General features: G+C 59.9%; 20 protein-coding genes. 5 read left to right on the plus strand and 15 right to left on the minus strand.

Annotated elements, in window-relative coordinates:
* Window positions 1–89 precede the first annotated feature (89 nt).
* Together HYI44_RS26520 and cysZ are read right to left on the minus strand one after the other, a co-directional pair.
* Window positions 90–1289, minus strand: coding sequence for a glycosyltransferase family 4 protein (locus tag HYI44_RS26520; protein WP_225570928.1), 1200 nt, complete (start codon window positions 1287–1289; stop codon window positions 90–92).
* 39 nt (window positions 1290–1328) lie between these two features.
* Window positions 1329–2081 carry a sulfate transporter CysZ gene (gene cysZ, locus HYI44_RS26525; protein ID WP_122837532.1) on the minus strand — a complete coding sequence of 251 codons (753 nt, stop codon included), beginning with the start codon at window positions 2079–2081 and terminating at the stop codon, window positions 1329–1331.
* Between the two features lie 312 nt (window positions 2082–2393).
* Here cysZ and trxB point away from each other — a divergent pair, with 312 nt between their 5' ends.
* Complete coding sequence (trxB, locus tag HYI44_RS26530; protein WP_122837533.1) at window positions 2394–3356, plus strand: thioredoxin-disulfide reductase; 963 nt, start codon at window positions 2394–2396, stop codon at window positions 3354–3356.
* 185 nt (window positions 3357–3541) lie between these two features.
* On the opposite strand, the gene HYI44_RS26540 is transcribed toward trxB, so the two are convergent.
* The 11 genes from HYI44_RS26540 to HYI44_RS26590 form a co-directional block, all read right to left on the minus strand.
* On the minus strand, window positions 3542–4825 hold the full coding sequence (locus HYI44_RS26540) for an NAD(P)/FAD-dependent oxidoreductase (RefSeq protein WP_225570929.1): 1284 nt from the start codon (window positions 4823–4825) through the stop codon (window positions 3542–3544).
* A gap of 161 nt (window positions 4826–4986) precedes the next feature.
* Entirely contained in the window at window positions 4987–5820 is an 834-nt protein-coding gene (locus HYI44_RS26545; RefSeq protein ID WP_225570930.1) for a transporter substrate-binding domain-containing protein, read from the minus strand.
* A gap of 45 nt (window positions 5821–5865) precedes the next feature.
* A complete protein-coding gene (locus HYI44_RS26550) occupies window positions 5866–6657 on the minus strand; it encodes an amino acid ABC transporter ATP-binding protein (RefSeq protein ID WP_274610155.1) in 792 nt (263 codons plus the stop codon).
* A 6-nt stretch (window positions 6658–6663) separates the two neighbouring features.
* The gene (locus HYI44_RS26555; protein WP_122837537.1) at window positions 6664–7638 is read right to left on the minus strand and encodes an amino acid ABC transporter permease; all 975 of its coding nucleotides are present in this window, start codon (window positions 7636–7638) and stop codon (window positions 6664–6666) included.
* Between the two features lie 227 nt (window positions 7639–7865).
* Window positions 7866–9116 carry an aspartate aminotransferase family protein gene (locus HYI44_RS26560; RefSeq protein WP_225570931.1) on the minus strand — a complete coding sequence of 417 codons (1251 nt, stop codon included), beginning with the start codon at window positions 9114–9116 and terminating at the stop codon, window positions 7866–7868.
* 166 nt (window positions 9117–9282) lie between these two features.
* Window positions 9283–9621 carry a HopJ type III effector protein gene (locus tag HYI44_RS26565; protein ID WP_225570932.1) on the minus strand — a complete coding sequence of 113 codons (339 nt, stop codon included), beginning with the start codon at window positions 9619–9621 and terminating at the stop codon, window positions 9283–9285.
* A complete protein-coding gene (locus HYI44_RS26570) occupies window positions 9614–9910 on the minus strand; it encodes a DUF1244 domain-containing protein (RefSeq protein WP_007944633.1) in 297 nt (98 codons plus the stop codon). Before HYI44_RS26570 ends, HYI44_RS26565 begins: the two co-directional genes overlap by 8 nt.
* A 96-nt stretch (window positions 9911–10006) precedes the next feature.
* Window positions 10007–10378, minus strand: a complete 372-nt coding sequence (gene folX, locus HYI44_RS26575; RefSeq protein WP_045061421.1) for a dihydroneopterin triphosphate 2'-epimerase — start codon at window positions 10376–10378, stop codon at window positions 10007–10009.
* A 2-nt stretch (window positions 10379–10380) separates the two neighbouring features.
* The gene (gene folE / locus HYI44_RS26580; RefSeq protein WP_225570933.1) at window positions 10381–10956 is read right to left on the minus strand and encodes a GTP cyclohydrolase I FolE; all 576 of its coding nucleotides are present in this window, start codon (window positions 10954–10956) and stop codon (window positions 10381–10383) included.
* Between the two features lie 22 nt (window positions 10957–10978).
* Window positions 10979–11689, minus strand: a complete 711-nt coding sequence (gene folM / locus HYI44_RS26585) for a dihydromonapterin reductase (protein ID WP_225570934.1) — start codon at window positions 11687–11689, stop codon at window positions 10979–10981.
* A gap of 232 nt (window positions 11690–11921) precedes the next feature.
* Window positions 11922–12491 (minus strand): antibiotic biosynthesis monooxygenase, encoded by a 570-nt coding sequence (locus tag HYI44_RS26590; RefSeq protein WP_225570935.1) that lies wholly within the window; start codon window positions 12489–12491, stop codon window positions 11922–11924.
* A 211-nt stretch (window positions 12492–12702) separates the two neighbouring features.
* Between HYI44_RS26590 and HYI44_RS26595 the strand changes: the two genes are divergently transcribed.
* Window positions 12703–13662 (plus strand): MerR family transcriptional regulator, encoded by a 960-nt coding sequence (locus HYI44_RS26595; RefSeq protein ID WP_225570936.1) that lies wholly within the window; start codon window positions 12703–12705, stop codon window positions 13660–13662.
* Between the two features lies 1 nt (window position 13663).
* Here the strand turns inward: HYI44_RS26595 and HYI44_RS26600 are convergent, their stop codons facing one another.
* Complete coding sequence (locus HYI44_RS26600) at window positions 13664–14269, minus strand: hypothetical protein (RefSeq protein ID WP_122837544.1); 606 nt, start codon at window positions 14267–14269, stop codon at window positions 13664–13666.
* A gap of 72 nt (window positions 14270–14341) precedes the next feature.
* Window positions 14342–14800, minus strand: coding sequence for a PAS domain-containing protein (locus HYI44_RS26605; RefSeq protein ID WP_122837545.1), 459 nt, complete (start codon window positions 14798–14800; stop codon window positions 14342–14344).
* A gap of 102 nt (window positions 14801–14902) precedes the next feature.
* On the opposite strand from HYI44_RS26605, the gene HYI44_RS26610 reads away from it, so the two are divergent.
* The 3 genes from HYI44_RS26610 (at window position 14903) to HYI44_RS26620 (ending at window position 17145) form a co-directional block, all read left to right on the plus strand.
* Window positions 14903–15358: a flavodoxin gene (locus HYI44_RS26610; protein ID WP_122837546.1), complete on the plus strand. Its 456-nt coding sequence runs from the start codon at window positions 14903–14905 to the stop codon at window positions 15356–15358.
* A gap of 102 nt (window positions 15359–15460) precedes the next feature.
* On the plus strand, window positions 15461–16243 hold the full coding sequence (locus HYI44_RS26615; RefSeq protein ID WP_122837547.1) for a class II aldolase/adducin family protein: 783 nt from the start codon (window positions 15461–15463) through the stop codon (window positions 16241–16243).
* Entirely contained in the window at window positions 16243–17145 is a 903-nt protein-coding gene (locus HYI44_RS26620; RefSeq protein WP_122837548.1) for an alpha/beta fold hydrolase, read from the plus strand. Before HYI44_RS26615 ends, HYI44_RS26620 begins: the two co-directional genes overlap by 1 nt.
* The last annotated feature ends 97 nt before the right edge of the window (window positions 17146–17242 follow it).

The raw sequence follows: 17242 nt of genomic DNA on the forward strand, positions 1-17242 counted from the left end.
CAAGCTGGCTTTAACAGGTTTTGAGTACACCGCAGACCCCTTGTGGGAGCCAGCCTGCTGGCGATGACTGACTCGATGTCACCCTGGGCTCAGGGTGAGGTTGGTGCATTTGGCACCACGTGCTCCCCCTCACAAGCCCCCCGCAACTGCCCCTCAAACTGCTCGATAATCGCCGGCCAGCCCTGGCGACTGGCATGCTGCCTGGCGTTCAGACGCACGCAGCGCAACGTCTCGCGCTCCTCCAGCAACCATGCCGCCGCATCGCAAAACGCATCTTCATCCCCAGGCATCGCCAGCACCCCGTTGTAGCCATGACGAATATGCTGGGCCGCCGCAGCTTGATCGTACGCCACCACGCCCAGGCCCGAAGCCAGCGCTTCCAGTACTACATTGCCGAAGGTCTCGGTCATGCTCGGAAACAGAAACACATCCCCAGATGCGTAGTGACTGGCCAGCACTTCCCCGCGCTGGGCACCGCAGAAGATCGCCTGTGGCAGTTCCTTCTCGAGCGCAGCCCGTTGCGGGCCGTCACCGATCACGATCAGTTTCAGATTCTTCTGTGGATAACTCGCCTTCAAGGTATCGAAACACCGCTTGAGCAGGCCCAGGTTCTTCTCCGGCGCCAGGCGACCGACATGGATCACCGCGATGTCGCGCTCGGCCAGGCCCCACTGTTCACGCAGCGTCGGCAAGCGCCGGGTCGGATGAAACAACTGGCTGTCGACCCCGCGGGACAGTAACGCCAACCGCTCGAAATGCCGACGCTCCAGCTCCATGCGCTGACTCACACTGGGCACCAGCGTCAGGCTCGAACGGTTGTGAAACCAGCGCAGGTAGTGAGTCAGCAGGCGGGTCAGCAGGCCAAAGCCATACTGGCTGGAGTACTGCTGGAAATTGGTGTGAAACCCGCTGACCACCGCAATGCCCAGGCGGCGTGCAGCGCGCAGCGCGGACAACCCCAGCGGTCCTTCCGTAGCGATGTAGAGCACATCCGGGCGATGGTGCTGCCAGCGCCGCAGCAACTTGTGCATCGACGACTGCCCCCACTGCAACCCTGGATAACCCGGTAGCGGCCAGCCTCGGCACAGCAGCAACTCATCGTCGCCCACCATTTGCCGGTCGCCATTCTGGCGTGGCCGCACCAGCTCCACGCGATGGCCGCGCGCGCGCAAACCGTCGCACAAGCGGCCAAGGGTGTTGGCCACGCCGTTGATTTCGGGAGGGAAGGTTTCGGTGATCAGGGTGATATGCAGAGCTGTCGTCATGACCCCAGTGTCGGCTGGGGCCATGTCGTCGGTGTGACGGAGAAATGATGGATTTGTGAACAGTCAGCGCTGGGTCACCAGGTTTTCCGCGCCACGTTCACGCACCCAGAACAACGTGGCGCCCGCGACGGCCGCCGGCATCATCAGGATATTGACCACCGGAATCAGCAGCATCAGGTAAACACTGCCGCCAAAACTCATGCTCTGCCAGCGCTTTTCGCGCAGCCAGGCAAGCATCTCGTTCCAGCCCAGCTTGTGGTTATCCGCCGGGTAGTCGATGTACTGGATCGCCATCATCCACACCCCGAACAGCAACCACAACGGCGCGGCGATGATGTTGACCACCGGGATGAACGACAGGATGAACAGCCCGAGCGCCCGGGGCAGGAAGTAGCCGAGCTTGCGCATTTCCCGGGCCAGGGTGCGCGGGATCATGGCGATCAGCTCACCCCAGCTGAAAGCGGGGAAGTCGTCGGTGCCGCGCACCACCACTTCGACTTTTTCCGCAAGGAAGCCGTTAAAGGGCGCAGCGATGATGTTGGCCAGCATGGTGAAGGTGAAAAACACCATCAACACCACCAGCACGACAAAAATCGGCCACAGGATATAACTGAGGAAACTCAGCCACTCGGGTAATGATGGCATCAGCGTATCAACCCACAGGCTGAACTGATGGCTGGCCAGGTAGATCAATCCGACGAACAGTATCAGGTTGATCATCAGCGGCAACAGCACGAACAGACGCAGGCCGGGGCTCAGGACCAGCTTGAGGCCTTCACGCAGGTATTGCGGGCCAGAGAGAACGGGGGCGGGCATAAGGGGCTCCGAGCTAGGGGAAACGCGCCGACCTTACCGGCTTTGCCCGGGAGGCGAAAGCGCCGTGGCAGCCACGACATCAGCTTTAACAAATTAGTCTATACAGTCGCGGTACCGGATAGAGACCACCTATGAGCTGGATTGTTATTGCGTATTTCCTTAATCTTCGCCCCCTCGATAAGCTGCACCCATTCTTTTTACAGGACTGTCGAGCCCAAGCCTTCCCCAAGTGCTTTCAACGGTCCTTTTTAATTCCCGCCGACAATCCGGCGTTCCGCGCCAGTTGTTTGGGCCGGTCAACAGGAGCAGGTCATGTCTGAAGTCCGTCATTCGCGAGTGATTATTCTTGGTTCCGGCCCTGCCGGTTACAGCGCAGCGGTCTATGCCGCCCGTGCCAACCTCAAGCCACTGCTGATCACCGGCATGCAGGCTGGCGGTCAGCTGACCACCACCACCGAAGTCGACAACTGGCCGGGCGATGTCCACGGCCTGACCGGCCCGGCGTTGATGGAACGTATGAAAGAACACGCCGAGCGCTTCGAGACCGAGATCGTCTTCGATCACATCAATGCCGTGGACTTTGCTTCCAAGCCTTACAGCCTGACTGGCGACAGTGGGACTTACACCTGCGACGCTCTGATCATCGCCACTGGCGCCAGCGCTCGTTACCTGGGCCTGCCGTCGGAAGAAGCGTTCATGGGCAAGGGCGTTTCGGCCTGCGCTACCTGCGACGGTTTCTTCTACCGCAACAAGCCAGTGGCGGTAGTGGGCGGTGGCAACACTGCGGTGGAAGAAGCGCTGTACCTGGCCAACATCGCCAGCACCGTGACCCTGGTCCACCGTCGCGAAACCTTCCGCGCCGAGAAGATCCTGATCGACAAGCTGAACGCTCGCGTTGCCGAAGGCAAGATCGTGCTGAAGCTGAACTCGACGCTCGACGAAGTGCTGGGCGACAACATGGGCGTGACCGGTGCGCGCCTGAAGAACAACGACGGCAGCTTCGACGAACTGAAAGTCGACGGCGTGTTCATCGCTATCGGCCATACGCCGAACACTTCGCTGTTCGAAGGCCAGTTGACCATGAAAGATGGTTACCTGGTGGTGCAGGGCGGCCGTGAAGGCAACGCTACAGCGACCAACCTCGAAGGTATCTTCGCGGCTGGCGACGTGGCCGACCACGTCTACCGCCAGGCCATCACCTCCGCCGGTGCCGGCTGCATGGCGGCACTGGATGCCGAGCGCTACCTGGACGACCTGCAGAACGCCAAGTTCTGAGAGCGTTGAAATGAAAAAACCGGCTTCGGCCGGTTTTTTTTGTTCTTGGATCCTGTCAACACCCAACTGTAGGAGCGAGCTTGCTCACGAAAAACCTCCATGCGACACGTTTATCCAGCAAGCCCACATCATCGTTGAGGTCCATCGCGAGCAAGCTTGCTCCTACAGTGAGATGCTTTACAGGCTCAACCCTTGATTCGTTCCTGCACGAAATCCATCACCTTCAACGACTGATAAATCGCATTCGCCGCGACCCGCCCAAAAAGCCCGCCGTTCCAGTCCAGCAAGTAGGGTTTGAACAGCTCATACCGCCGGCTTTCCCCGCACACCGCCTCAGCGATGACGCGGCCGCCGATCGAGCCGGTATTCAACCCGTGCCCGCCAAATGAAGTACAGGCCCAGACACCCGGTTCCAGCAACCCGAGGTTGGGCATCTTGTTGGTTGAATAGCCCATCAGCCCGGACCAGGCCAGTTCGATTTTCACCGGGGCCAGCTGTGGGTAGACCGAGACCATGTCTGCCTTGAGCATGGCGGCCAGGGCCTGTTCGTTCTGTTCATTACGGGTGGTGATGCGTCCGCCCCAGAGCAGGCGATCGCCTTCCACTACCCGATAATAATCCGAAGCCCGACGGTCATCGGAGAACGCTGCGCCGGAATCGAGCACCGATTTGATCGAATCGCCCAGGTGCTCTGTCAGTACCACGTAAGTGGCAATTGGCAGGTAGGCGCGACTGAGCTTCTGCAGTTCCGGGCCACCGTAGCCGCCCGCGCAGAACACCAGGTGCTGGCAGCGTACGCTGCCGCGAGCCGTGCGGATCAACTTGTCCGTACCTGCGTGATGCCAGGCCAGCATTTTCGAGTGTTCGTGAATCTTGCCGCCCGCCGCTTCAATCGCCAGTGCCAGGCCCAGGCAGTAATTGAGCGGGTGAAAATGCAGGGCGTTCGGGTCTTCTACGCCCTGGAAGTAACGTTGGGTGTGAGCCCGCTGGCGAATCTGTGCGGTGTCGAGGTAATTGAGCTCGTAGCCGAAGTCGCGGCGCATCGTCTCGATGTGAGACTTGACGCCAGCGCCGTCGTCGTAGCGCTTGACCCGAATCGTGCCGGCGGACGGCTCGCAACCGCCCAGCGCCAATTCGGCGATATTATGACGCACGATCTGTACGCCTTCGACTGACATCTGAAACAGTGCCCTGGCCTGATCCAGCCCGAGCTTTTTGCGAATGGCCCCCGAGCCTTCAGCCCAGCCTGGCGAGACCACCCCACCATTGCGTCCGGATGCGCCCCAGGCCACCTGGTGGGCTTCCAGTACGATCACCCTTTTGCCGCGTCGGGTCAGCTCCAGGGCCGCGGTGAGGCCGGCGATGCCGGCACCGATGATGCACACGTCACAGTTCTCATCGGTATTGAGTTCAGGCCTGGCCGCGCGGGGCAGCGAGGTTTGGGAGTACCAGGTGTTGGGGAAGGACATGGGTCGATCCTTGGAAATAGTTGACTGCACATGCACGCACACATTCAACCCTGTAGGAGCGAGCTTGCTCGCGAGAAACCATGGACACCGCGTTCATTCAGGCTGCCCGCGTTATCGTTGACGCCCATCGCGAGCGAGCTCGCTCCTACAAGGGAAACGGGTTACTTGACGGTCGAGTAATCGACGCCGTACCACTTGGTCGACAATTTCGTCAGCGTGCCGTCCTTGTGCATCTCGTCGATGATGGTGCCCAGCTTGGCCTTCAACTCCGGATCACCCTTGTCGGTAGCCACTGCCAGCGGCTCATAGAAAGCGACGACGTTGTCCACGGCGCGTAGCGGGTAGCCTTTTTTGACCGCCGCATCCAGGGTGCTGCGCTGGGTAAGGATGGCGTCCAGACGAGCGCCATCGCCCAGGCGCAGGTCGTCCAGCGGCCCGACGGAACCGGCGTAGGTCTTCATTTTTTCGGTCTTGACGTCGTACACCACGGGCGGCACATCGCTGGTTTCGATGGCCAATGCCTGGTTGAGGAAGTCCTCGGAAGTGGTGCCCCCTTCAACGCCGATCGTCTTGCCGTTCAAGGCTTTGTGGTCCGTGACCGTGGACTTGTCATGCACGGCAAACACGTAAGGCACGTAGTAATAAGTGCCCGGGAAGTCGAGGATGCGCGCGCGGCTTTTGGTTGCCGTCATCGAGCCCACGGACATGTCCCAGCGTCCGTTCCACTTGCCGGCGGTGATCACGTCCCAATCGGGCGTGATGAACTTGACCTCGACGCCCAGGCGCTTGGCGATTTCTTTCGAGACATCGATATCGAAGCCATCGATTTCATTCTTGTCGTTGATGAAGCCCTGTGGCGGCCAGGTGGCCGACGTGGCAACGGTCATCGTCTTGCTGCTCTGGATCTTGTCCAGCACCGCGCCGGCATGGGCGGCGCCGACAAACAACAGCGACATTGCGGCGGCGAGGGTGAGTACGCGTTTACTTCTGACCATGTCCATCTCCATGTCTCGTTATTGTTATGAAGGGCGAAGCGGTGTTCAGTGACCGATGATCTGCGATAGGAATTTCTGCGCACGTTCGGTCTGCGGGTTATTGAAAAATTCGGCCGGGGTGGCCTGTTCGATAACCTGCCCCTGATCCATGAACAGCACGCGGTCGGCGACCTTGCTGGCAAAGCCCATTTCATGGGTGACGCAGATCATGGTCATGCCGTCGGTGGCCAGTTCGCCCATCACGTCCAGTACTTCATGGACCATTTCCGGGTCCAGGGCCGAGGTCGGTTCATCGAACAGCATCACTTTGGGATTCATGCACAACGCCCTGGCAATCGCCACTCGCTGCTGCTGGCCGCCGGATAGTTGCGACGGGTATTTGTCGGCATGCTCGGCAATGCGCACCCGCTCCAGGTACACCTGCGCGCGCTTCTTCGCCTCCCCAGCCGACACGCCTTGCACCAGTTGCGGCGCCAGGGTCAGGTTGTCCATCACGCTGAGGTGCGGGAACAGGTTGAAGCTCTGGAACACCATGCCGATTTCACTGCGCACGGCGCTGACACTTTCTGCCTCGCTGGTGAGGAGGATGCCGTTGACCTTGATCTGGCCTTTCTGGAAATTTTCCAGATGGTTGATGCAGCGAATCATCGTCGACTTGCCCGAGCCCGAGGGCCCGCACACCACCAGGATTTCACCGGTGGCGACGTTCAGGTCGACATCGCGTAGCGCATGAAAATTGCCGTACCACTTGTTCAGGCCGGTGATGGAAATCATCGAGGGATTGGCTGGCGCAGCAGGGGCCAGGTCGAGACGTTCTGCGGTACTGGTGAGAGTCATCAGCCATCAACCTCTTGCCGTGGATCGGTTCACCCGTTTTTCGATTCGCGCCTGCACCCGCTCGAGAATGAACGACAGCGCCCAGTAGATCATCGCGGCGGTGATCAGCATTTCCAGGTGGCGGAAGTCCGCACGGCCCTGGGTCTTGGCCAGGTACATCAACTCCCACACGCCGATCACCGAAACCAGGGAGCTGTCCTTGAGCATGGCGATGAACTGGTTGCCGGTGGGCGGGATAATCACGCGCAGCGCCTGGGGCATGATCACCCGGCTCAAGGTCTTGAACGGGCTGATATTCAGCGCCCGGGAGGCTTCCCACTGACCCACCGGAATGCTCTGGATGCCGGCGCGGAAAATCTCGGTCATGTAAGCGCCGTAGCACAGCGACAAGGCGAGGATGCCCGCCGGGACTGCGTCGACCACATACCCCAGCTGCGGCAGGCCGAGGTAGATCAGGTAGATCTGGATCAGCAAAGGCACGCCGCGAAAGAACGAGGTGTAGAACGAAGCGAGGGCGTTGGCCAGACCGTTGTTCGACAGCTTGGCGACTGCGCCGATCAACGCCAGCACGAAGGCAATCACGATCGCCACCGCCGAAATGTACAGCGTGGTGGCGGCGCCCTGGACGACCAGGAAACCGACCTTGTCGAGGATGAAGCTGTAGGACAGGTCGAAGGTGTCGAAGAACGCGAGGAACAGGATCAGCAGTTCAATCCAGACCACCGTGGTCTGCACCTTGAACTTGAGGCGTCCGAGGATGTGGAAGTTCAGCGTCCCCAGCGCGGCGATGGCCAGGCCGATGGCGATGTTGCGGGTAGTCAGGCTGTCGGGGGCATTGCCCAGCAGTGGATGCAGAACGTTACCGAGGGCGCTGTTGCCCAGGTTCATCAGGTAGGCGCCGAGGAACAGTACAACGGCTACGCCGAGCAGGAATTGAGGATCGTTGGACTTCTTCTTATAAATTATATTGTCGTGATACATGCATGCCTCGGCGTTTAAATGGTGATGATCTCGCTGATAAAGTGGGGTTGGTCAGGATTTGAACTGTAGGAGCCGGTGTGCCGGTGATGACGATTTCAAGTACGCCATCGCCGGCAATCCGGCGCCTACAGTTCGAAATCAGGTGTCTTCGATGAGTATTGCGACGCAAATTCAGGGACTGCAAGCGACCATAATTCGCTACGTCAGTCCCTGAGCTCATTTTGCCATCAGGTCAGTTGTGCCAGGCAGGACTCGAGGATGTCCAGGCCTTCCTCCAGCACGGCGGCCTCGGTGGTCAACGGCGCCAGCAGCCTGATGATGTGGCGCGACTTGCCACTGGGCATCAGCAACAAGCCGGCATCCCGGGCCAGGGCCAGCAATTGGGTGAGCTGCGCGGCAGCCGGCGTGCCGTCAGGATGAGTCAGCTCGATGCCGCGCATGGCGCCGACACCGGTCAGGCGCCCGAGGAAGGGCGACAGCTGGCGGGTGTGCCAGGACTGATAGCGGCTGACGATGGCTTCTTCCTGCTGCGCACCCCAGCTGTGCAGTCGGGCGTCGGTCATTTCGTCAAGGGTCGCCAGCGCAGCCGCGCAGGCAATGGGGTTGCCGGAATAGGTGCCACCCAGCCCGCCCTTGGGCAGTACGTCCAGCAGCTCCTTGCGCCCGACCACCGCGCCCAGTGGCACTCCGCCGGCGATGCTTTTGCCCAGCAGAATCAGGTCCGGCTCGATGCCAAGGCGCGAAAAGCCGAAGCGCTGGCCGGTACGGCCAAAGCCCGACTGGATCTCGTCGGCGATCAGCACAATACCCTTGTCATCGCACAAACGTCGCAGCGCCTGGGCGAACGCCGGGTCCATCGCGAGAAAGCCCGCTTCGCCCTGCACCGGTTCGAAGATGAAACAGGCGACGTCAGCAATGTCGATTTCCACGCTGAACAGACGGTCCATGGCTTTGAGGGCTTCAGCGCAGGTCACGCCATTGTCGTGGCTCGGATAGGGCAAGTGGTAAACAGGCCCGGGCAGCAGGCCAACTTTTTGTTTGTAGGGCGCGACTTTACCGTTGAGGTTGAGGGTGGCCAGGGTACGGCCGTGAAACGCGCCGTCGAAAGCAATCACGGCGCTACGCCCGGTGGCGCCACGGACGATCTTCAAGGCGTTTTCTGCGGCTTCTGCGCCACTGTTGGTGAGCATTCCGCTGACCGGGTAGTCGACGGGGATGAAGGCGCTGAGGCGCTCCATCAAATCGATGTAGGGCTGGTGTGGGGCGGCGTTGAATGCGTAATGGGTCAGCCGTGCGGCCTGATCGCGAATGGCTTCGACGATGCGCGGGTGGCAATGACCGAGGTTGAGCACGCCGATACCACCGACGAAGTCGATGTAGCGCTTGCCCTCGGTGTCCCAGACCTCGGCATTTTTGCCATGGCTGAGGGTGACGGGATGAACCACGTTGATCGAACGGCTGATGCTTTCGCTGCTCATGGGTGACCGACTCTGAAGAAGGGATGCTTCTTTTTATCTAAGCCGTGAGCGGTGGTGGCGGGCAAACGAAATAAAGTCGCCGGGTCAATCTTAAAAGTCGGGATGTTTTTGAAGATCAAAAGATCGTCCGTTCGGACGATCTTTTGCTTTTGCTTTTGCTGTTAGGTCAACGACGAGTCAGCGGCTGCGCACTGAACTTCACACCCGCCAGCCCGTGGGTAATCAACGCCCGGATATTGCCATGATCGCTGCCCTCGGGCGTCGCCAGCACCGAACGGTAATGTTCACCGAACGCCAGCAGAGCCTCTTCATCGCTCAGGCCTTCCAGCAGCGCCAGGCCCAGGGTCTTGCACGAGCCTTCGTTCTGGCCGGCAGCGTTGTCCACGCCGCCGTTGCTGAAGGCCTGGGGTTGGTAGTCGTAGCCCGCTGCGATAAAGGCCAGGGTGTCGGCAAAAACGTGTTCGCCGCTCTGCAGGCTGGCGCGCAGGGTATTCAAGTCACTCATTGGGTTTTCCTTTGGCGAACGCCGCCTGTTGTTCGGCGCTGGCTTCTTGCTGGTATTGGGCTTTCCACTCGGCGTACGGCATGCCGTACACGACTTCGCGGGCGTCATCGAGGCTGACGTCGATCTGGCGTTCATCGGCGGCCGCTTTGTACCACTTGGACAGGCAGTTACGGCAGAACCCGGAGAGATTCATCAGGTCGATGTTCTGCACATCCTTGCGGCTATCGAGATGCGCCACCAGCCGGCGGAAAGCGGCGGCTTCGAGTTCGAGGCGTTGTTGATCGGTCATAGGGATCTCTGAGACAGCTGCAGGCGGCACGCTTCAAGCTGTAAAAAGTGGATGGCGTTGGCTCGCAGTTTACCGCTTCAAGTCTGCAACTTGCAGCTAGCGGCTGGCTGCAAGCGTTATTGATACCGACTCGGCGAAGCGCAGTGCGTGTGGCTTGTCCACTTCGACCTCGGCGTACAGCACCGATTCGTTGAGCATCACCAGATCGAGGATTTCCTGGGTCAGGCGTTCGAGCAGCGCGAAGCGATTACCCTCCACGTGAGCGATGATCGCCTTGGTGATGGTGCGGTAGTTCAGCGCGTGATCAATGTCGTTGTCGCGCACCGCTTCCTGGGCCGCGTACAGGATCGTCAGGTTGATCAGCACGTCCTGTTTGTTGAGGATCTCGTCCTCGTTGATTCCGATGAAGGTGCGCAGACACAGGTCCTTGACCCGGATGCGTGCCATTCCTGGCTGAAGTTGTGGCATTGCTACTTGCTCCGTCCAATCAATTGCAGGAACTCCTGGCGGGTATTGCTCGACTCGCGAAAGGCACCGAGCATCACCGAAGTGTTCATGGTCGAGTTCTGTTTCTCGACGCCGCGCATCATCATGCACATGTGCCGTGCTTCGATAACGACCGCGACGCCGGCGGCATCGGTCACCGCTTGCACCGCATCGGCGATTTGCCGGGTGAGGTTTTCCTGGATCTGCAGGCGGCGGGCGAACATGTCCACCAGCCGCGCGATCTTCGACAGGCCCAGCACCTTGCCAGTCGGAATATAAGCCACATGGGCCTTGCCGATGAAGGGCAGCAGGTGATGTTCGCACAACGAGTACAGCTCGATGTCGGCAACGATGATCATCTCGTCGGTATCCGAGGAAAACAGCGCGCCGTTGACGATGTCCTCGACACTCTGTTCATAGCCATGGCAGAGGTACTGCATGGCCTTGGCCGCCCGCGCCGGAGTATCGATGAGGCCTTCACGGTCGGGGTTTTCACCAATGCCGATGAGGATCTCGCGATAGCTCTGGGACAGGGCGTTGCGGGGTAGCGTTAGAGTCATGGAACATCCTCGCGGGGGCCGTCTATTTGACGTGCCGTCCGCCGTTGACGGTCAGGGTCGTGCCGGTGACATAAGGGTTGTCGAGCAGGTAGCGCAGGCTTTGATAAACCACTTCGCTACCGGGTTCAATCCCCAGCGCGGACTTGGCCAGGGCCTTGGCGCGGTACGCTGCGTCGTCTTCAGGGTTGAACAGTAGCAGGGCCGGCGCAATGCCGTTGACCTTGATGGCCGGCGCGTACCTCGCGGCGAAGGACAGCGTCAGGCTGTCGAGGCCGGCTTTGCTCGCACAATAGCCGATGTGGCGGCTGCTGCCCTTGCGCGTCACGTCGTCACTGATGTGCACGATGTCTGCCGGGCTCGAGCGTTCAAGCAGGTCGGCGCAATGCAGGTTGATCAGGTAGGGCGCCAGCATGTGTACATTGAACATGCGGGTGAAGGCAAGCGCGTCGGTGTCTGGGGTTTCAGCCAGCCATTCGGAGGCGTTATGCACGATGGCCCGCAGGCTGTCGGTGTGGGTTTTCAGTTCGGCGATGAAGGCGAGAATCCCGGCTTCGCTGGAGAAGTCGGCGAACACCGCCGTGGCGCCCAGATCGCGCAGGGCCTGCACACCGGGGCGTTCGCTGCGATAGCTGAAGATGACCGGCTGACCTTCCTCGAGCAATCGCTGCGCACAGTGCAGGCCGACTCGCTGGCCGGCACCGGTGATGAGGATTGGGGCTGCGCAAGAGGTCATGTCGGGCTCGCTTTGCGGTAAGAGCCAAACTATACCAGCGCCGGGGTGGATCTACCTCCGTCCTGTGGACTCAAGGATTGAGGATTGAGGGATTCAGTACTGCGAACTGAGCACTGTGGGAGCAAAGCTTGCTCGCGATGGTCGGCAGGTCGCGACAGCCACCCTGTTGCCCCGCGTCATCGTTGGCGACCATCGCGAGCGAGCTCGCTCCTACCTCGCAGTGGTGGTGGCTTCAATGATTCTGCGCAGACGCCTTCACCGCCACCCGCCGGGCAGCATTACCACTCAGCCATCCCGCCAGGACTCGCGTCGACAGCGGAATAAAGAAATAAACCATCAACGGCGTCAGGCACAGCGTACTGACCAGCACCCGGGGCAACAGGCTCAGCTCGCCCAGCAACGGTTCCAGCAAAAAGTTGAACAACAACGACACCGGGAAGAACGCCAGCCAGATAGCCACCGCCTGTTTCCAGCGCGGCGGACGTGCGCCTGCGGCGCCGAACCAGCCTTCAATGCCGCTGACCCGATGCTCCTTGGGGTGGGCAAACAGGTCGCTGCCACGCGCCAGCCAGGCTGTACGCGAGGCGGAGTGCTCCCAGGCGTGCATGGTTTGCTCGTCGGCGAAGCGGAAGATGATCTGGAATTCGTTATCGCCGGGCGGCGGAGCAAGCACGCCGGAGCCAAGATAACCCTTGAAGTCGGTGGCCAGCTGTTCGCCTTCGCGCAGCCAGTCCATCAGGTCCTGATAGCGCCCATCGGCGACTCGACGCGCAACCATCAGCGTGACGGGGGAAGTAGACATTGTGTATCTCCGTAAGACAAATGCGTCTCTCCGGGTAGGAGATTCGCCAGGCGCAGCACCGGGGTAATGGACTGCGCGTTGAATCAAGCAAGGATTATTCCTGATTCTGCATAATTCACCAGCGCCTTCGGTCATTCATGAATTTCTTGAGTGGTCGTGGGGCAGGGGAGTTAAGATAAGTACCGATTCATACACGGACGTGGGCCGCGAAATGCCTGTATTGACTGACATCGCTCCTTCTACGCTGCAAGCCCGTTCGCTGGAGCGCGAAGACCTGTTTCCCATTCGGGAGGTCTCGCGCCTGACCGGAATCAATCCGGTGACCCTCCGAGCCTGGGAGCGCCGTTATGGGCTGCTTCAGCCCACGCGCACCGAAAGCGGGCATCGGCTGTACTCCATGGCCGATATCGAAAAGGTCCGCAGTATCCTCGGCTGGATCGAGCGCGGTGTAGCGGTCAGCAAGGTCGGCAAGATCCTGGCCAAGGCCGAGCCCCTCCAGGCCCTGGCGAAAATCATCCCTGACGAACTGGTGCTCGCCGACTATACCCAGTGGCAGCAGCAAGTGCAGGCGGCGGTCGGTGGTTTTGATGAAGTGCTGCTGGAGCAGATCTACGGCCAGATCTTTTCGAGTTATCCACTGGCGGTGGTCTTTCAGGACATCCTCATGCCGCTATGGCAACAGTTGCTGCTGCGCCATGATGGGTTCGGGCAAACCAGCGAATGGCTATTTCTCGACGGTTTCCTGCGCTCCCGGGTGTTGCAGCGCCTGCAACTGATGCGCGTCATGCAACCGCGCCGGGTGATTGTCTGCGCCTTGGGCGACCAGGCCCGTGAGCTTGAGGTACTGGTGACGGCGCTGTATCTCGGCCATGTCGACTCGGCCATTCAGTTCCTGTCGATCGGCCAGCCTTTTGACGAACTCACCCTGGTCTGCGAGCGGGTCAAGCCGCAGGCACTGGTACTGGTGTCCAATCACGCGCCGGCTGCCGACTTTCCTCGACGTTTGAATCGTCTGGCCCTGAGCCTGGATTGTCAGTTATTCCTGGCCGGTGATGCGTCTGACCTGGCGCAAGAAAGCCTGGCCGAGTCGTCGATCGGTTGCCTGGGCAGTGAAGGCGTAGTGATGCGCCAGCGCCTGAAACAGTTTCTGGCGGGCAATCTCGATACGTAGATCAGAGGTGCAGGGCGGGGTGGGTCAGGCGATGTTGCTGAAGGATGAACTGGCGCAGCCGCTCGGTTTCGTCCTTGTCGCTCTGACTTAACTGATAAGCAAAAAAGCCGCTTTCGGTTTCTTTCTCGAATGTTCCGCGCAACGCGATCCGTTCATAGCCGGACGGGCTGAACCACAAGGCGAAGTGTTTCGGCGGTTTGGTCTTGTTGCGCACTTCCAGCAGTACACCTTTGAACGACACCTCATGCACCCACAGGGTACCTGGCTGGCCGTTGGCGTTTTCCAGTGCCACCGGTTCCTCGAGCACCAGGCGCCAAGGCCTGACCATCGGCCCGTCTTCATAGATGCTGGGCACGCCAAGGCGCAGGTGCAGCGCATGGAATTCGTCTTCGACCAGGTGCAACGGAAAAGTCATCTGCTGGTTTTCGAAATTGGCCTGGATGGTGACTTGCTCGTGCGCAGCCAGGCGCGTGAGCAGATCACGGATTTGCGAACCACCATTTACCAACAGGCTCGACGTCGCATCCCGCATGTTCAGTTGCGGGTTGTGTTGCATGGTCTGGATAAAATCCAGCTCATCCTGCGTCAGGAGCGCGTCGCGTTGCATGATCTACTCGAAAGAAATAGTTACAAAGTCATCGGTGATTGTAGTTAATGACAATTAATTCGCCTTTTTGTTTTAACCGTTCGTCGCTTTCAGCGCGGCAAGCTCGGCCTGGAGTTCAGCCAATTGAGCCTCAAGCTGGGCAACTCGCTGCTGCGCCTTGACCTGAGTGCTGACGTCTTTCTGCACGCCAACGAAGTACGTTATACCGTCGCTTGCGTTTTTTACCGTGGAAAGCGACAGCTCGTTCCAGAAGGGCGAGCCATCCTTGCGGTAATTGCGCAGCGTTTCCCGGCATGAGCCACCTTTGCTCAAGGTCTCGCGAATGACCGCCAATGCGTCCTGGTCACGGTCGCCGGACTGCAGGAAGCGGCAATCCTGGTACAGGACTTCCTCGCTGGAATAGCCCGTCATGCGTTCAAATGCCGGGTTTACATAAATCAGGATGCTGTCTCGATCGCCTTCTTTTTCGGCAATCACGATACCGTCGTTGGAGGCGTTGATGACCAGTTGCAGCAGCTGGGCGTTGATCATTGAGAATCCTTTCCTGTCTGATTGACCTTCGCATTCTAAAAGAAACCATTGGGGGCCTGCTGGTAATATCCTCCTTATTTACTCAGCATTAGGATCAGATTGATGAAAGTCGCCATTTTTTCCGGCTCGGTTTACGGTTCTGCCGAAGAAGTCGCTCGTCACGCGGCAGGCATTTTGAAGGAGGCCGGTTTCGACACCTGGCACAACCCTCGGGCAACGCTTGCAGACGTTCAGGATTTCGGCCCCGAAGCCTTGCTCGCAGTGACCTCGACCACCGGCATGGGCGAGCTGCCAGACAACCTGCAGCCACTGTATTTCGCCATTCGCGACCAGTTGCCTGCGGCCTGGCGCGGTCTGCCGGGTGCGGTCATCGGCCTTGGCGATGCGAGCTACGGCGATACTTTTTGCGGCGGCGGTGAGCTGATGCGTGAACTGTTCGGCGAGCTGGGCGTTCGAGAAGTACTGCCGATGCTACGCCTGGACGCCAGCGAGAGCGTGACCCCGGAAACCGATGCCGAGCCCTGGCTGGCAGAACTGGTGGAGGCGTTACGTAACTGACTCGCTCGGCCATCAAGCTGGCTGCCAATGCAACTACGCGAATCCCGGAGGCTGACTAGACTGCTGTCACGTGCAAAACAATAAGAACAGGAGTTCCTTGTCGTGAGCGTAGCCCCCGTCTCGTCACCGCCTGACGTCAAAGATCAGGTCAGCGCCGCCGAATGGCAGGCTCGCGTTGATCTGGCCGCCTGTTATCGGCTGGTCGCCCAGCATGGCTGGGATGACCTGATCTTCACGCACATTTCTGCCAAAGTGCCTGGTACTGAAGATTTTCTAATCAACCCTTACGGGCTGATGTTTCACGAGATCACTGCATCGAGCCTGGTCAAGGTCGATCAGGCCGGCAACAAGTTGATGGACAGCCCCTACGAGATCAATCCGGCGGGTTACACCATCCACAGCGCCGTGCATGAAGTGCGTCACGACGTGGTGTGCGTGCTGCACACCCATACGGCGGCCGGTGTCGCGGTGTCGGCGCAGAAGCAGGGCGTTTTGCCGATCAGCCAGCAGTCGCTGTTCGTCTTGTCCAGCCTGGGCTATCACGCTTACGAAGGTGTCGCGCTCAACCATGAGGAGAAAGCGCGACTGCAAGCCGACCTGGGCCAGAACAATTTCCTGGTGCTGCACAACCATGGGCTGCTGACCTGTGGCAGCAGCATCGCCGATACCTTCCTGATGATGTTCATTTTCCAGCGCGCCTGCGATATCCAGGTGCTGGCGCAAAACGGTGGTGCCGAGTTGATCGCCATCGAGCCGCAGATTCTGGCCGGGGCCAAGGCGATGATTGCGGGTGTGACCAAAAGTGCTCAAGGGATGGGTGGCGCACTGGCCTGGCCAGCGTTGCTGCGCAAACTCGATCAATTCGACCCGGGTTATAAACTCTGATGGCACTCGCCGAGATTCCGCTGTGCGTTTGGCGCAAACGCGGCCAGACTTTCATTTTCCGTGGCCAGCACATCCGTTACTGGACGGCGGGGCAGGGTGAGCCGTTGCTGCTCATCCATGGTTTCCCCACCGCCAGTTGGGACTGGCATTGCCTGTGGCAGCCACTGGCCCAGCGTTACCGGGTGATTGCCTGCGACATGCTCGGCTTCGGTGATTCTGCCAAGCCCGCCCAGCATGACTACAGCCTGCTGGAGCAAGCCGACTTGCAGCAAGCGCTGCTCGCGCACCTGCAAGTCGCAGACCCGGTGCATGTGCTTGCCCACGATTACGGTGACAGCGTTGCCCAGGAACTGTTGGCGCGGCACCACGAGACGCGCATCGAGCTGGCCAGCTGCGTATTTCTCAATGGCGGCCTGTTTCCTGAAACCCATCGTGCCTTGCTGGTACAGAAACTGCTGCTCAGCCCCTTGGGCTGGATGATCGGGCGGGCCTTTAACCGAGACGCGCTGGTGAAGAGCTTCCGGCATGTCTTCGGCCCTCACAGTGGCCCGAGCGAGAGCGAGATGGACGACTTCTGGAGTCTGGTGGAAAGCAACCGTGGCCCGCGCATCATGCACAAACTCATTGGCTACATTCCCGAGCGCCGCGCGCAGCGTGATCGCTGGGTCGCCGCCATGCAACGCAACGAAGTGCCCATGCGGGTGATCGATGGCGAGGCCGATCCCATTTCCGGGGGCCACATGGTCGAACGCTATCGCCAGCTGATACCCAACCCCGATACGGTCGTGCTGCCCGGTATTGGTCACTATCCACAAATCGAAGCGCCTGCGCAGGTGCTCAAGCACTACCTGGCGTTCCGCGACAATTGCGTGTTACTGCCGCGCAAGGTCGCCTGTTCGTAAATCTGCGGTAAATATCGCTGACTGCGTTTCTGCAGGAACTGCCGAAGGCTGCGAGCTTTAACGCATCATCCCCCTGCCTTATCGAGCACTATTCAGC

Origin of the sequence: Pseudomonas sp. Y24-6 (genome assembly GCF_020295325.1) — a bacterium.
GTDB classification, from domain to species: domain Bacteria; phylum Pseudomonadota; class Gammaproteobacteria; order Pseudomonadales; family Pseudomonadaceae; genus Aquipseudomonas; species Aquipseudomonas gregormendelii.

What these genes read in the sequence shown, in the direction of transcription:
- HYI44_RS26520 (WP_225570928.1), bottom strand. Translation starts at nt 1,289, where the DNA reads ATGGCCCCAGCCGACACTGGGGTCATGACGACAGCTCTGCATATCACC.
- cysZ (WP_122837532.1), bottom strand. Translation starts at nt 2,081, where the DNA reads ATGCCCGCCCCCGTTCTCTCTGGCCCGCAATACCTGCGTGAAGGCCTC.
- trxB (WP_122837533.1), top strand. Translation starts at nt 2,394, where the DNA reads ATGTCTGAAGTCCGTCATTCGCGAGTGATTATTCTTGGTTCCGGCCCT.
- HYI44_RS26540 (WP_225570929.1), bottom strand. Translation starts at nt 4,825, where the DNA reads ATGTCCTTCCCCAACACCTGGTACTCCCAAACCTCGCTGCCCCGCGCG.
- HYI44_RS26545 (WP_225570930.1), bottom strand. Translation starts at nt 5,820, where the DNA reads ATGGTCAGAAGTAAACGCGTACTCACCCTCGCCGCCGCAATGTCGCTG.
- HYI44_RS26550 (WP_274610155.1), bottom strand. Translation starts at nt 6,657, where the DNA reads ATGACTCTCACCAGTACCGCAGAACGTCTCGACCTGGCCCCTGCTGCG.
- HYI44_RS26555 (WP_122837537.1), bottom strand. Translation starts at nt 7,638, where the DNA reads ATGTATCACGACAATATAATTTATAAGAAGAAGTCCAACGATCCTCAA.
- HYI44_RS26560 (WP_225570931.1), bottom strand. Translation starts at nt 9,116, where the DNA reads ATGAGCAGCGAAAGCATCAGCCGTTCGATCAACGTGGTTCATCCCGTC.
- HYI44_RS26565 (WP_225570932.1), bottom strand. Translation starts at nt 9,621, where the DNA reads ATGAGTGACTTGAATACCCTGCGCGCCAGCCTGCAGAGCGGCGAACAC.
- HYI44_RS26570 (WP_007944633.1), bottom strand. Translation starts at nt 9,910, where the DNA reads ATGACCGATCAACAACGCCTCGAACTCGAAGCCGCCGCTTTCCGCCGG.
- folX (WP_045061421.1), bottom strand. Translation starts at nt 10,378, where the DNA reads ATGCCACAACTTCAGCCAGGAATGGCACGCATCCGGGTCAAGGACCTG.
- folE (WP_225570933.1), bottom strand. Translation starts at nt 10,956, where the DNA reads ATGACTCTAACGCTACCCCGCAACGCCCTGTCCCAGAGCTATCGCGAG.
- folM (WP_225570934.1), bottom strand. Translation starts at nt 11,689, where the DNA reads ATGACCTCTTGCGCAGCCCCAATCCTCATCACCGGTGCCGGCCAGCGA.
- HYI44_RS26590 (WP_225570935.1), bottom strand. Translation starts at nt 12,491, where the DNA reads ATGTCTACTTCCCCCGTCACGCTGATGGTTGCGCGTCGAGTCGCCGAT.
- HYI44_RS26595 (WP_225570936.1), top strand. Translation starts at nt 12,703, where the DNA reads ATGCCTGTATTGACTGACATCGCTCCTTCTACGCTGCAAGCCCGTTCG.
- HYI44_RS26600 (WP_122837544.1), bottom strand. Translation starts at nt 14,269, where the DNA reads ATGCAACGCGACGCGCTCCTGACGCAGGATGAGCTGGATTTTATCCAG.
- HYI44_RS26605 (WP_122837545.1), bottom strand. Translation starts at nt 14,800, where the DNA reads ATGATCAACGCCCAGCTGCTGCAACTGGTCATCAACGCCTCCAACGAC.
- HYI44_RS26610 (WP_122837546.1), top strand. Translation starts at nt 14,903, where the DNA reads ATGAAAGTCGCCATTTTTTCCGGCTCGGTTTACGGTTCTGCCGAAGAA.
- HYI44_RS26620 (WP_122837548.1), top strand. Translation starts at nt 16,243, where the DNA reads ATGGCACTCGCCGAGATTCCGCTGTGCGTTTGGCGCAAACGCGGCCAG.